14 protein-coding genes and 1 pseudogene are annotated in these 13,950 nt (G+C 41.9%); 12 read left to right on the top strand and 3 right to left on the bottom strand.

The window, feature by feature from the left end; genetic code table 11:
* Window positions 1-220: 220 nt before the first annotated feature.
* Window positions 221-571 carry a putative quinol monooxygenase gene (locus F9817_RS22640; protein ID WP_161158477.1) on the top strand — a complete coding sequence of 117 codons (351 nt, stop codon included), beginning with the start codon at window positions 221-223 and terminating at the stop codon, window positions 569-571.
* A gap of 73 nt (window positions 572-644) precedes the next feature.
* On the opposite strand, the gene F9817_RS22635 is transcribed toward F9817_RS22640, so the two are convergent.
* Window positions 645-1,535: a LysR family transcriptional regulator gene (locus tag F9817_RS22635; protein WP_161158476.1), complete on the bottom strand. Its 891-nt coding sequence runs from the start codon at window positions 1,533-1,535 to the stop codon at window positions 645-647.
* 175 nt (window positions 1,536-1,710) lie between these two features.
* Between F9817_RS22635 and F9817_RS22630 the strand changes: the two genes are divergently transcribed.
* The 8 genes and pseudogenes from F9817_RS22630 (at window position 1,711) to F9817_RS22595 (ending at window position 7,614) form a co-directional block, all read left to right on the top strand.
* The gene (locus tag F9817_RS22630; protein WP_161158475.1) at window positions 1,711-2,904 is read left to right on the top strand and encodes an MFS transporter; all 1,194 of its coding nucleotides are present in this window, start codon (window positions 1,711-1,713) and stop codon (window positions 2,902-2,904) included.
* A gap of 127 nt (window positions 2,905-3,031) precedes the next feature.
* On the top strand, window positions 3,032-3,232 hold the full coding sequence (gene nqrM / locus F9817_RS22625) for a (Na+)-NQR maturation NqrM (protein WP_161158474.1): 201 nt from the start codon (window positions 3,032-3,034) through the stop codon (window positions 3,230-3,232).
* A 131-nt stretch (window positions 3,233-3,363) separates the two neighbouring features.
* A complete protein-coding gene (locus F9817_RS22620; RefSeq protein WP_161158473.1) occupies window positions 3,364-3,783 on the top strand; it encodes a bleomycin resistance protein in 420 nt (139 codons plus the stop codon).
* A 40-nt stretch (window positions 3,784-3,823) separates the two neighbouring features.
* Window positions 3,824-4,357 (top strand): annotated as a pseudogene (locus F9817_RS22615) (GNAT family N-acetyltransferase).
* Between the two features lie 121 nt (window positions 4,358-4,478).
* The gene (locus F9817_RS22610) at window positions 4,479-4,937 is read left to right on the top strand and encodes a YehS family protein (RefSeq protein ID WP_161158472.1); all 459 of its coding nucleotides are present in this window, start codon (window positions 4,479-4,481) and stop codon (window positions 4,935-4,937) included.
* 263 nt (window positions 4,938-5,200) lie between these two features.
* The gene (locus F9817_RS22605; protein WP_161158471.1) at window positions 5,201-5,773 is read left to right on the top strand and encodes a histidine phosphatase family protein; all 573 of its coding nucleotides are present in this window, start codon (window positions 5,201-5,203) and stop codon (window positions 5,771-5,773) included.
* A 140-nt stretch (window positions 5,774-5,913) separates the two neighbouring features.
* A complete protein-coding gene (locus F9817_RS22600; RefSeq protein WP_161158470.1) occupies window positions 5,914-7,017 on the top strand; it encodes a mechanosensitive ion channel family protein in 1,104 nt (367 codons plus the stop codon).
* A gap of 84 nt (window positions 7,018-7,101) precedes the next feature.
* A complete protein-coding gene (locus F9817_RS22595) occupies window positions 7,102-7,614 on the top strand; it encodes a Ppx/GppA phosphatase family protein (protein ID WP_161158469.1) in 513 nt (170 codons plus the stop codon).
* A gap of 125 nt (window positions 7,615-7,739) precedes the next feature.
* Here F9817_RS22595 and F9817_RS22590 read toward each other — a convergent pair whose 3' ends face one another.
* The gene (locus tag F9817_RS22590; protein WP_161158468.1) at window positions 7,740-8,642 is read right to left on the bottom strand and encodes a LysR family transcriptional regulator; all 903 of its coding nucleotides are present in this window, start codon (window positions 8,640-8,642) and stop codon (window positions 7,740-7,742) included.
* A gap of 253 nt (window positions 8,643-8,895) precedes the next feature.
* Here F9817_RS22590 and F9817_RS22585 point away from each other — a divergent pair, with 253 nt between their 5' ends.
* From F9817_RS22585 to F9817_RS22575, 3 genes are all read left to right on the top strand, one after another.
* Window positions 8,896-9,996 carry an alkene reductase gene (locus F9817_RS22585; RefSeq protein WP_161158467.1) on the top strand — a complete coding sequence of 367 codons (1,101 nt, stop codon included), beginning with the start codon at window positions 8,896-8,898 and terminating at the stop codon, window positions 9,994-9,996.
* A 315-nt stretch (window positions 9,997-10,311) separates the two neighbouring features.
* Complete coding sequence (locus F9817_RS22580) at window positions 10,312-10,731, top strand: GNAT family N-acetyltransferase (protein ID WP_161158466.1); 420 nt, start codon at window positions 10,312-10,314, stop codon at window positions 10,729-10,731.
* A 129-nt stretch (window positions 10,732-10,860) separates the two neighbouring features.
* Window positions 10,861-12,777: a RecQ family ATP-dependent DNA helicase gene (locus F9817_RS22575; protein WP_161158465.1), complete on the top strand. Its 1,917-nt coding sequence runs from the start codon at window positions 10,861-10,863 to the stop codon at window positions 12,775-12,777.
* A gap of 105 nt (window positions 12,778-12,882) precedes the next feature.
* Here F9817_RS22575 and F9817_RS22570 read toward each other — a convergent pair whose 3' ends face one another.
* On the bottom strand, window positions 12,883-13,884 hold the full coding sequence (locus F9817_RS22570; RefSeq protein ID WP_161158464.1) for a LysR family transcriptional regulator: 1,002 nt from the start codon (window positions 13,882-13,884) through the stop codon (window positions 12,883-12,885).
* Window positions 13,885-13,950: the final 66 nt, after the last annotated feature.

Here is a 13,950-nt window from a genome sequence, read left to right as displayed (position 1 = left end):
ATGTATTAGAGTATTAAATTACAATATAAGCTGGAATAGTGATCGCTAATATGGATATCACTCAGGGATAACTGCGAATATATTCTCTCTGAAACAGCATCTTCAGGTTACTAGGGCATAACCGAATCAATATCACAACTTTGACTGCAATGTGTATGGGATTACAATCAACTCGATTACCATCAGCACCGCTTAACAACGAAGATTAGAAGGAAACGTTATGTCCAGTCGAGTGTATGTATTCGCGCAATTCAAACCTAAAGAAGGTAAAGAAGCGGAGTTGTTTGAAGTATTGAAAGCACTAGAACCGGATGCTCATCGCGAAGAAGGGTGTGTTCAATATACGGTGACTCGCCAAATTGATCACCCAAGTGCCACGCGTAACGATTATCCAATTGTATTCAATGAAATTTGGCAAAATGCTGCTGCGTGGGCTGCCCATGGTCGTCGTAAGCAGATTCAGCAATTCTTTGAGACTCAAGTTGCGGCGGAAACGGGTTTAGTTGTAGACGCTAAGGTCACCGCTTATACCGATGAAGGTTACGATTACGACGCGCCAGTGTTTGAATAGATATCTCATCTTAATAACGATCCCGCTTGATGATTCAATCGCATCAAGCGGGATTTTTTATGTTTGATGATGACTACAGAGCCGCTTCTTGGCTGTTCACTTGATCCAATACGAAGTCACGAAAAGTTTGGTTGGCTCGTGATAAGTAGCTGTTTTTTCTCCATGCGAGACTCACATCAACTTCAAAAGAATCTGCAAAAGGACGAGTGATAATTTCATCGTCGTCTTGAATGGCGACCTGCCACATTGGAGAAATGGCATAACCACGCCGTATCACGGTTTTTATCAGTGGCAATAGGTTACTGGTAAACGCGATTTTTGGTTTGATATTTTCTTTGCGACTGATCCTATCAAGGAGTAGGTGGTGATAATAGCCACGGCGAAATAGGGCTAAATCGTGCGATAGGAAATCGCTGTACTCTATCTCTTCTTTTTCTGCGAGTGGATGATCCACCGCCATGCACACTACCATTTTTTCACGAATTAGCGGGCCGCTATCAAGTTCAGGTGTTAAGTCCTTACTGGCCACTACACCAAGTTCGACTTCTCCCTCCAATAACAAGCGCTTGATGTTGCGCGTACCCGTATCCAAAATATTCAGTTCAATGTTGGGGTATTGATGACGAAACGCCATGAGTAGCGGTGGAAAGTAATAGGAACCCAACATACTGGGTACGGCTAAGTCTACTTGTCCATGGTCTAGGCCTTCTAATGCTTGCATCGCTAACTTTGCGTCATAAGCTTGGCTTAATACTTGTCGGGCATGGGGTACAAACTTCTGACCCGCAATCGTCAAATCTATACCACGATCTCGGCGATTGAAGAGTGGCATATTCAATTCTTGTTCAAGCTTTTTAATGCTGCTGCTTATTGCAGGTTGGGCAAGGTTCAGTTCTCGAGCAGCAGCTGAAATTGAGCCGTGTTCTACCACTGTGACGAAATGACGCAGTTGTCGAAGTTCCATATGAAAGCGTTTAATCCTTGTTTTTTGTGATTTGTCAATAGCAATGATTAGGGTATAAATTTTATCGATGGATAAGATAAATACAACATATTTTATTTATTGTTGCATGCTGGTTATTCTTTGCTTTGTAAACAGTCGAACTTTAAACCCTTTGAATAATTTATAGTCTAGAGCAGTGAAAAATTTATCCCATTACACCCGTTTTGTTATTTGTGTTTGTTTATTCTCCGTGATCACTTTTGCCAACATTTATTGGCTGCAACCACTGCTACCAGTCTTAAGAGCAGACTTCGGTGTTAGCTCTTTGGCCGCTAACTTCGCCATGTCAGCACCTCTACTGGGAATGGGTGTTGGATTAGTTGTTTTCGCCAGTTGGTCTGATGCGGTTGGGCGTTGCAAAATATTGCTGGGTGGAACGGCAATCGGCTTAGTCTTATCTCTTGCTTTACCTTTGATTTCAAATTACCCACTTTTTCTTACGGTGCGGTTTCTCCAAGGTGTCTTTTTAGCGGTAACGCCCGCGTTAGCCGTGCCTCTTCTTGGGGAAGAGTTACGTAAAAGCTGGCTTGCCGGCGCAGTGGGCTTTTACATTGCATCTAATACCTTAGGTGGATTATGTAGCCGACTGTTAGGTGGAATTAGTGCAGAACATTTTGGTTGGGAAAATGGTGGATTTGTTATCGCGGGTTTAACGGCTGTGCTCTACGGTGTGGTGTATTATCTGTTGCCGCAACAGCGTCACTTTAAAAAGACCGAACTAAAATTAGGCAAAAGTATCAAAGCATTTGGCCATCATTTAAGAAAACCCCAATTATTGGTTATTTACCTTCTCATATGCTTAGCGTTTGGTACGTTTGTTAATCTATCCAATTACTTAATGATGGTGTTAAGTGACTATCCATATCATTTACCGAGTGATATTCGTAGCTTCATGTTCTTAACCTTGCTTGGTGGCACCATGAGCTCTTCGTTGGCGGGTAAATTCGCGAAAAAGCACAGTCAAATTGCTGGTATTTCTGTGGGTATTGGCATCATGCTGCTGGCAAACTTTTTAATGAGTTGGGCTAATTTATACACCATGATTATTGGTATGGTATTGGTATCATTCGGTTTTTTCTTCTGTCACGCTCAAGCCAGTACTTTAGTCGGCCGAACGGCGACAAAATCAAAAGGAAGTGCGCAAGCGCTATACAGTCTGTTTTATTATTCAGGTGCGAGCCTTGGTGTGTTCTTGCTTGAGCCTTTCTATCGCAGCATGGGGTGGCAAGGTGTATTAGGAGCAACACGTATTGCATTGGCTATTTGTATTGCGTGCGTTGTGATGTATCAATGGCTGGGGGCTCATCGTCATTCTCACGTGACATCTTAAGTCTGTTGTAAATTCTCACTGCAAGAGCATCGAGAAAGGCAAACCGTATTGTGTTTGCCTTTTTTTAGTTGCTGGTAATTAGCATATGCTATAAACTTTGGCGTAATTGATGATGACGGAGGTTACTATGGTTTATCTGATAACATTTTTGGTCTTTCTCGCGGTAATAGCGCTGATGGCGATCGGTGTATTGATGAAGAGAAAGAGTATCAAAGGGAGTTGCGGTGGGTTGGCTACCCTAGGAATTGAACGTGAGTGTCAGTGTGAAGATGTTTGTGATGAGCATCGCCAATTGTACCAGATACAAGAGCCCACGAAATCTTGCTGAGTTATAAAGGTGGTTTTCCACCTTTTTTCTATTTATCAATATCTTAATATTTTATTTAATAGAAATTCCCCTCGTCATTGTCTGCAAAAATAAGTAGGATGAATGGTCGAGTCATCAAAAGAGAAACAGAAATGGAAGAGTATTGGAATCCTATGGTACCAGAGCTATCTGTCACGGATTTTACGCGCTCAATGCAGTTTTATTGTGATGTGCTTGGTTTCTCGATTCGCAATCAAAGAGATAACCCACACTTTGCTTATTTAGTGTATGGGCAAGTCCATATCATGTTAGAAGAAATTCATGCTCAGGGTTGGAATACAGCAGATCTTACTTATCCGTTAGGGCGTGGGGTAAACTTTCAAATCGAGCTTGAAGACATTACACCCGTATATGAACGACTTGTCGCTGCTAATTGCACCTTGTTTCGCTCTATAAGCGATACCTGGTATGACACTGGCGCAATGCTATCGGGGCAGCGAGAATTTTTGGTTCAAGACCCAGATGGCTATTTATTACGATTTAGCCAGTATCTTGGTGAAAAACGAAAATAGGCGTGTGAATAGTTGTAATAGAAACTAAAAAGGAATTCATGTGTTCAGTTTAAAGGTCGATAACGAAATCAGTTTGGCGTTGGTGCAACCTTCATTTGCTCCAGAGATCTATCGTGTTGTTAGTGCTCAAGTCGAGTATTTGAGCCAATGGCTGGCATGGCCACAAAATGCGTATGGTGAAGAGTTTTTTCTGAGTTTTATTAAATCTTCACTACAAGATTACGCAGAAGGTAAGTCTTTAACCTGCTCAGTATTTTACCAAAATGAGTTGGTGGGCAATATTTCCTTTAATGCTATTCATCGTTCATTAAAGAAAGCCGAAATTGGCTATTGGTTGAGTCATGACTGGCAAGGCAAAGGTATTATGACGCGTGCAGTCTAGAAAATGATTGCCTTGGCATTTGAACAATACGGTTTAGAAAAAGTAGAAATTCATGCCGCAGAAGGAAACCAGCCGAGTCGCGCACTGTGTGAACGTTTAGGTTTTACCCTTGAGGGGGTAATTACAAACGCAGAAAATCTTAATGGGCGTATCGTTAACCATGCAGTGTATGGGCTGTTTAAAAATAACTAGCGATTGATGTGTTGGATCGGTAGAACGGATAGAGATTGGGCTTCATCAATAAGTTTGCTATTATCGCCGCACTCCAGAAATCACGTTGATTATGCTGGCTTACCTAAGATCAGGATCCATTTTGAACAATAATGACGTTTTGCGTCTTGTGCGCACCACTTTTAATTTAAAAGATAAACAGATCATTGCCATCTTTGCCCAAGCAGAGACAACCGTAACGCCGGAACAAGTCCAAGCGTGGCTGGCAGATGAGAGTGCAAAAGGCGCGAAGAAGCTGAAAGATGTCGAACTTTCTACATTTCTTAATGGGTTCATCAACCAAAAACGTGGTAAGCGCGATGGAGAGCAGCCAAAGCCAGAGGCTAATCTTACCAATAATATGGTGTTTCAAAAATTACGTATTGCATTGAATTTAAAAACAGAAGATATTTTGAATATTTTTGAATTGGTGGGGGTTGAGCTGACTAAATATGAACTCGGTGCATTTTTCCGCAAGCCAGATAATAAGCACTACCGTCCTTGCCCTGACCAGATTTTACAAGATTTCTTAACCGGGGTTGAAGGGCAGCGTTTGCTGTAATGCATTGCAACCGAAATGAAGAGCGTCGCCATTGAGCGGCGTTTTTTTATTCACTTTGGTGACTATTTATTGGTGATGGACCAAGGGTTTGTTAATCTAAAGATAACCCCAAGATGGTAAGTTTATTCACACCGATGTGGTGTGACTGATTTTCAGCGTAGCGATCACTCTATCTTCACATTATCGCTTTGCCTAAGAGCGAAACCATTCTTGCTGAACAGCATCTTGAGTAACTTCTAGTCATATAAGGAGAAATAATAACGATGGCTAAAACATTTTACCTCATGCGTCATGGACAAACCCTGTTTAATTTACGTCGAAAAATTCAAGGTTGGTGCGATTCGCCACTGACAGAAAAAGGTATTACTCAGGCGGAATCGGCAGCAAAATTTTTCGCCAATATAGATATCGACCACCTTTATAGTTCAACCTCTGAACGTGCTTGTGATACTGCAGAAATTGCCACACAACATAAAATGCCTTATGAGCGTATTAAGGGATTGAAAGAAATCAACTTTGGTACTTATGAAGGCGAAAGTGAAGATTTACACCCAAATGAGCAGATGCGGGAAGATTATTATCTGCAATTTGGCGGTGAATCTAAAATACAGGTTCGTGAGCGAGTAGTACAAGCGTGTACAGACATAATGGAACGTCCTGAGCATGAATGCGTTTTAGCCGTATCGCACTCGGGGTCTTGCAAGCAGTTTTTGATTCAATGGAACGACAATTATCGTGAAGTGATTAAAAATGGCATACCTAACTGTGCCATTTTTCAATATACCTACGAAAATAAGCAGTTCAAATTTGTGCGTATGATCGATGTGACTCAATAGGTTAGAAATGGATACTCTGCTTTATTTTCTGTAGTGTCGGGACAGTAAGTTGTGAAGAGTTAGGTCAATATTGGGTGAAATTATGCCCAATATTTGGCGCTCAATTTGATTAATATTTGTTCGTTGCGTACGCTTTTAATATGCAATTTGATCCGAATCTATATTTCTCAACCTATCCGATACTATCAGCAATCGCACTCGTCGTCGTTGCTTTGCTGGTGGGCGCACTCGCTCGCTGGTTACTCTTGCTATTTTTTAAGTATAATACTGCTAAAGAAAACACACCACTAGAGCGCGACCGTTTACTTTTTAAGTCATTACAACGTCACTTGAAAGGTCGGTGGCTATTGTTTATTCCCGGAATACTTTTGCATATCAGTGTCGGCTGGTTGGCCTTTTCCCCAGAAACCATAGATAGAATTCGCCAAGGATTACAGATTATTATCATTATTTCGATCGCGCTCATTATCGCTCGTTTGGTGAATGTGGTTGAAGACATGCTTTATCGTCGCTACGATATTTCTCCCGCTGATAATCTCAAAGCCCGTAAAGCTCGTACGCAAATTATGTACATCAAAAAGGTTGCGGTCGTGATCATCTCGATTATCGCGACCGGATCGGTGCTACTTAGTTTTGATAGTGTGCGTCAATACGGTACCACGATTTTAACCGGGGCAGGTGTCGCTGGGATTATTATTGGTTTCGCATTGCAAAAAACCTTAGGTAATCTTTTTTCTGGTATCCAAATCGCCTTTACTCAACCATTTAAAATTGACGATGCAGTGGTAGTTGAAGGGGAATGGGGTTGGATTGAAGAAATTAACCTCACTTATGTCGTAGTCAAAATCTGGGACCTGCGCCGATTGGTGTTGCCGATTACCTATTTCACTGAGCATCCCTTTCAAAACTGGACTCGTACTACGGCTCAAATACTGGGCGCAGTGACCTTATATGTTGACTACACATTACCTCTTGAACCATTACGCAAAGAGTTTGATCGGGTACTCGATGGTTGTGACCTTTGGGATAGAGATGGCAAAGCATTTCAGGTTACGGACTGCTCTGAGCGAACTATGACGATTCGTCTACTCATGACGGCAAAAAACTCACCAACGGCATGGGATTTACGCTGTTTGGTGCGTGAGGCAATGATTGATTTTATTCAACAACACTATCCCACTAGCTTACCCCGTGTTCGAGCTGAAATAGATGAACATGCGTTTCCTCTGGTTAAGCCTGATTAAATCGCGTTATGTTGCATGAATAGCAAAGTGCAGCTTATCGAAGTGCTAAAATAAAAATCGAACTTAATCAATGGGAAAAGTTAGATGACATTAATAGGTACGCCTCTTGAGAACTATGCGCAGCAGCATAGTGATTCTGTCGTTATGTCGATAGGGGGCGATGAAACTGAATTTCTTTTCACTGCACAAGATAAGGCAACACGTGTTGTTATTCCTGTGGGGTATCAACTCGTCGCGAAACGCTTTTTTACACAAGAGCCGCCAACTGCCGACGAATTGGAATATGCGATTAACTATATTGAAGACGAAATCATGAAAGTTGCAGCGAATATTCCTCATCTCGGGGTTGAGTGGGTAACGAATTTAGCGTTTGTCCGCTCTTTTGCCATGCAATGTTTCGTCAAAGAGGCTGAGACTATGGTTCTAAACCGTGTCGATTTAGAACGTCTGTTTGGCGAATACGCAGAAATTATCACCGGGCGACCGCCACGTTCTTATGAACCTGATATATCGCCAGTGTTTTATGCGCAGTTATTGATTTTTCGTGAATATTTTCATCACCTTAAATTCGAGCGGATCACGATCATTTCAAAATGACATTACCCCAGTTTATTCCTTCGTTATAAGGACAGGCGCGCTAATAATAGTGATGCTCGATATGCTTTACACCCAAGTAACCTCAAGATGAAGTTTCAGTATCTTGAAGTTGTTTGGGTATATATTCAATCAATACCTTGCTGATCGATATAGGCTTTAATCGTGTTAAGTACATGGGTTACCCGAGTAGGGGTGTAATCTCGTTTTGGTAACAGAGCACGTACCATACGTTGTGAATCAACCGTATAGTCAGGAAGCACACGAACTAATTGACCGGATGAGAGTTCATCGCAGATAGACCAAGACGATTTCGTGGTGATGCCCGTGCCTTCAACGGTTAATTGGCGCAAAAAGTCTCCCGTATTACAGGTTAATACTGCTGATAAAGGAACGCGAGTTGGCTTTTGCTGCTTATCAAATAATGTCAGAAACTTTGCGTGTGGATAGCCCAAACATTGATGTTGGTTAAGTTGACCAATCGTTTGGGGAGCACCATTTTTCTCAATATAACTGGGCGATGCAACTAAAATGCGCTTGTCAGCGAAAAGGTCAATGCTGTCAATATGGGGTTCGAGATCTCCTCCCACGCGAAAACAAATGTCGATTTCTTCTTCAACAATTTTACTTAACTTATCTTCCAAAATAAGCTCAATGGTAAGCTCTGGGTGGGTCTCCATCAATAACTGCACTGGCTTGAGTAAAAAAATTCTAGCAAATGAATGAGGCGCAGTGACACGAACCAAGCCTTTTAAATTGCTTGTATCGTCAGGATCGGTATCAGAGCGACTAATGAGTTCGCTTAAATCTAACAGTTGTTCAACGTAGCGAACCATTTGATGGCCTTCTTCGGTCAATTTGATATGTCGAGTTGACCGAATAAACAGAGTTTTACCTGTCATAGATTCAAGGCGTTGCATGCGAGTGGTCACAACTGCAGGCGAATAGCCTAAGCGATCACCTGCTTCACGAAAATTTAGAGTACGGCTTATGGTTAAAAATAGTCGTAAATCCGAAATATACTCCACCATATTATTAAGAAATCCCAAATACAGACTTAGTGATATTGTCCATTATCAATATATGCAAAATTAATTACACTAAAACTTACTTATTCATACGATTAAATGGGCTTAAGTTCAAAGATATCGGCATACATCGACGAATTCTTGTCGTTATCATTTTGATTTACTTATTACATTTAATGGTATGAGTGTGAAAAGACAACAGTCGCTGGCTATGTGAATCCATCTGTTCGGCTGACTCATCCAATAAGGTAAAAATATGAGTAATTTATTTGAACCACTCACTTTTGGTGAGTTGAATTTAAAAAATCGAATTGTATTACCGCCAATGACTCGCTGCCGATCAGCGCAGCCGGGTAATGTTCCGACGCAGTTAATGGCGGACTACTACGCCCAGCGCACCTCAGCGGGGTTGCTGATTGCTGAAGCCACACAAGTGTCTGAAGATGCGCAAGGGTATTCATTTACTCCCGGCGTGCACTCTCATGAGCAAGTCGACGGTTGGAAGAAAGTGACCCAAGCGGTGCATGATAACGGCGGCCAAATCTTCCTACAAATGTGGCATACCGGTCGAATGTCTCACAAAACGTTTCACCATGGCGAAGCTCCATTGGCTCCTTCTGCGATTCCAACGCCAAAAGGGATTGGTGTTTGGATTGCTAATGAAAATGGTATTGGCGGCCAAGAGCATGAATGTACACCACCAAAAGAAATGACCATTGATGATATTCATCGTGTACAAGATGATTTTGTTAAAGCAGCTCAAAATGCAAAATTGGCTGGGTTTGATGGGGTAGAGTTGCATGGCGGCAATGGTTACCTCATCGACCAGTTCCTGCGTAAAAGTTCTAACCAACGCACGGATGAATATGGTGGCTCTCCTGAAAATCGCATTCGATTTGTCACTGAAATTTTGGCTCGTTTAGTCGATATCTTTCCTCCATCCAATATATGTGTTCGCTTTGCTCCGCATAATCAAGCTCGCGGTATGGATGATCCTGATACGCCAGAGACTGTTCTTTTGGCAATGAAAAAAATGGCAGATCTTAATATTGGCTTTGTCCATTTTGCAGAAGTGGATTGGGATGCAGAACCCGATGTCCCTGAGGAATTTCGCGCACTCGCTCGCGCTATTTTCCCTAATATGATTATCGTGGCAGGTAACTACACCAAGGAGCGGGCTGATTGGGTATTAGATACAGGTTACGCCGATTTAGTGGCCTTTGGCCGTCCGTATATTGCTAACCCCGATTTACCTTATCGTTTAGCTAATAATCTCGCGCTCAACGAAGTGAAGAGTGACAACCTCTACGGTGGAACCGACATTGGTTATACCGATTATCCTCGCCTCGACCAATAGAGGCGATTACGACGCTTTTGCGACGCGATTACGGGGACAGGCACTGTTAGTCGTTTGATAAATCAGTTTCTTCTTATAAGGACAGGCACTATTAGCCATTCGTTAAATCAGCAGCTTACTAAGAAGTAAGCTGCTTTTTTATGGTTTGGTTATTGTGTCTGTCCCTATTAGAAAATTTAAAATTCTGGGTATGTAAAAGTGTCTGTCCTTATAAATGTCATTCAACAATGCCAATTTTTAAGGTGTCTGTCCCTGTAACGGAAGTTATGTGTTAATGTGGGGTTACTTCGTTATAAATCATTGAGGATTAAAAAGTTGCAGGTAAATATTGTGCAATATGATCAGGATGCTGAGCCGTTGATTCGTCACATTCGTGATGAGGTTTTTATTCAAGAGCAGGGAATTGATCCGGATATTGAGTTTGATGGTTTAGATAATCAAGCGGTCCATACGTTAATTATTGTTGATGGCGAGCCTGCGGCTACTGGGCGGATGCTGAGTGACGGTCATATTGGCCGAGTTGCGGTGAAAAAAGCCTATCGAGGATCTGGCATCGGGGCGAAAGTGGTGAGTTCGTTAATCGAGTATGCCGCGAGTCATGATTATCCGCGTGTGTATTTAGGTGCGCAGAAACATGCCATTGATTTTTATACTAAACTCGGTTTTTTACCGTTTGGCGATGAATTTATTGAAGCGGGAATTGTGCACCTATCTATGGAAAAGTGTCTGGCTTAAAAGGGAAAGTACTCAGATTGTCGGCATTTGTGGTGGTATTGCGATACATTTTCCAGTCTAGGGTCGCCTGCTAACGCTTAGAGTTGTTACAATTGCCAGCAGTGAATTGAAAATAAGTAGGTTAGGACAATGATTGAACAGACACTCAAACAATATTTTGGTTTTGACTCATTAAGACCGGGGCAAAATGAGGTGATCCAGCATGTTGTTAATGGTCAATCTGCGGCTGCAATTTTTCCTACCGGCTCTGGTAAATCTCTGTGTTATCAATTGCCTGCATTGCAGTTACCTCATCTTACTTTAGTGATTTCCCCCCTGTTAGCGTTAATGAAAGATCAGCTGGATTTTCTACACAGTAAAGGAATTGCTGCCGCCAGTATTGATTCAACTCAGGATCGAGCAACGACGCACTCGGTCATGCAGCAAGTGCGTAATGGTGAATTGAAGATACTGATGATTTCTGTCGAAAGACTGAAAAATGAACGCTTTAGAGAATTCATCTCTCACGTACCTATTTCATTACTTGTGGTGGATGAAGCGCACTGTATTTCTGAGTGGGGACACAATTTTCGCCCGGACTATCTTAAACTTCCTGAGTATCGTCAACTACTGAATATCCCGCAAGTGTTGTTGTTGACTGCGACGGCAACGCCTCAAGTGATTGAGGACATGAGCCATAAATTTGCCATCAGTAAAGATGCCATCACTGTGACTGGCTTTTATCGTAATAATCTTGAATTGGACGTTATTTCTTGCCGTGAACAGGATAAACTTAATCAATTAATACATTTAATTCAAGACGATACACAAGCTCCGACGATTGTTTATGTCACACTGCAAAAAACCGCTGAGCGGGTTGCCCAACAACTTGCCAATACTGGTGTGAAAGCACTGGCTTATCATGCAGGGTTAAAAAGTGACGTGCGTGAAGATATTCAGCGACGCTTTATGATGGGGGAGAGCAACTGTATCGTCGCCACCATTGCTTTCGGCATGGGAATTGATAAGTCTGATATTCGCCGTGTGATTCACTTTGACCTGCCAAAATCGATTGAAAACTACTCGCAAGAAATCGGGCGTGCTGGACGTGATGGTTTACCTTCACGCTGTATCACGTTGGCGAATACTGATCATGTCAATGTGTTAGAAAACTTTGTGTATGGTGATACGCCAGATAAAGCGTCCATTGCTACAGTGGTGGATGAAATTTATGCCAGTGGTGCGCAGTGGGAGGTTATGATGAATAGCCTGTCTCGAGAAAGTAATATAAGGCAGTTACCACTCAAGACGTTACTGGTTTATCTTGAGCTTAATCAGGTTATTCGATCTCAATACAGTTATTTTGCTAACTACCGCTTTAAATTTATTGAGACGGCAGAGGCAATCATACATCGTTTCCAAGGTGAAAGACGCAGTTTTGTCGAAGCCATATTTCAGTGTTCTGTTCGCGCAAAAACGTGGTCGACGGTTGATTTCGATGCATTATGGATGGGACATCAAGCGGAGCGCAAACGAGTTGTTGCTGCTATCGATTATTTTCATGAGCAGGGGTGGATTGAACTTGAGAGCAAGCAAGTTACTGATGTTTATCAAGTGCTTAATACACAGATCCCAAAAAGCGAGCTCGTTGAACGTTTATATCACTTATTTGCGCAAAAAGAACATAGTGAAATTGAACGTATTCAAGCAATGCTGGGCTATTTTGAATCTGAGCAGTGCTTAAGTTATACCTTAGCGAGCTACTTTTCGGATGATAAAGCGCCAAGGCAGTGTGGTCATTGCTCCGTCTGCAGCGGACGAGTGGCTAAATTGGCACGCGAAACATTGCCTAGTATTGATGTTAACCAAGTACAACAATGGATTCAGCCATTGTTTGTGGCGGCCAGTGATGAACCATTGTCAGCTAAAGCTGTGAGTCGGTTCTTATGTGGTATTAGTAACCCACTCATTACAAAATTAAAAGCCAGTAAAATGGATGGCTTTGGTCAACTGGAACGATATCCTTTTGCTGAGGTCAATCAAATTGTAGAGCAATTGATGGGCTAACTTTTTCATAATGTATGATTAAGCTGCTAATTAAAGCGGCTTTTTTATACCCAATTAACCGCAAGATGTTGTCTAAAGGCAAATAATATAAATCTTAGTTAGGCATTAAGCATTTGCCATTTTGCGCGAATAGATAAAGTGGTGATCAGCTTTAATATCATTCCACTGCGGTTCAACGGTCAGCGGTTCGCTTTCAGTTGGCTTTTTAAATAGCGAGCGAAACCAAATACACATGGGATCACTGTGATAACGCTTGTGCCAATATAGATAGACAGACTCACTTGGATAGTTGAGCGTTTCAGGGACATTTCTGGTAATCAGTTTTCTCCCTATACAGGCTTGCTCTGCCAATCGGTGCGGAACATAGAACAGAATATCGGTTTTTTCTGCGATTCCTGCTGCTGAGACAAAATCGGTTAATTGAATGACCGTCTTAAATTGCCGTTGTCCAGTTAACAACCCCAACTCGCTGAATTGGTTTTCAAACGAATACTTACAGGTATTGTTGACAGAAATGTGTCCATATTGGTAATCCAGCAGGTTGTTCACTGTTAATTCTTGTTGTGCTAACGGGTGATCTTCACGCATCAATAAGCAGTGATCCCAGTCAAATAAGGGAATGCGGTAGAGATCTTGTTCGCCACTTTTAGGTGTTGTGGTCGAGATGGCAAAATGAATATCTCCTGAGAGAAGGGCTGCAAAGTGATCTTTAGCCGTAGAATTAATATCTAGCACCATGTTAGGGGCGAGCTGATTGGCTTTGGCAACTACATCTGGGATAACCAAATTGGATGTAGAAGGCAGCGCATACAAGCGAATTTTGTCGTCACTCTCTGCGGGTATGAACGTATCTGTTTGAAAAAGTGAATTTAAATTGTGTAATACGTGACTGACATTGCTTTGAATGTTTACCGCTTTGGGGGTTAACTCATAGCCATTTGATGTACGTACGAGCAGTTCATCGCCAAAGAGTTCGCGGAGTTTTTGTAATGAGCGACTGACTTTAGGTTGGCTCATATTCAGTGAAAAAGCGGTGTTGGAGACGTGTTTTTCTTCTAATAACTTATTTAGAACTACTAATAAGTTGATATCAATACGATTGATCATTTTTATAATAATATGAATTTATTGAGACGGACGTAGTTTAGCGGGCTGAATTATGCTGTAAAGCAT

The organism is Vibrio eleionomae (assembly GCF_009874545.1).
GTDB lineage: Bacteria > Pseudomonadota > Gammaproteobacteria > Enterobacterales > Vibrionaceae > Vibrio > Vibrio nitrifigilis.
The sequence above is the reverse complement of the archived record's forward strand: the minus strand, read 5'-3'. Positions and strand labels throughout refer to the sequence as shown.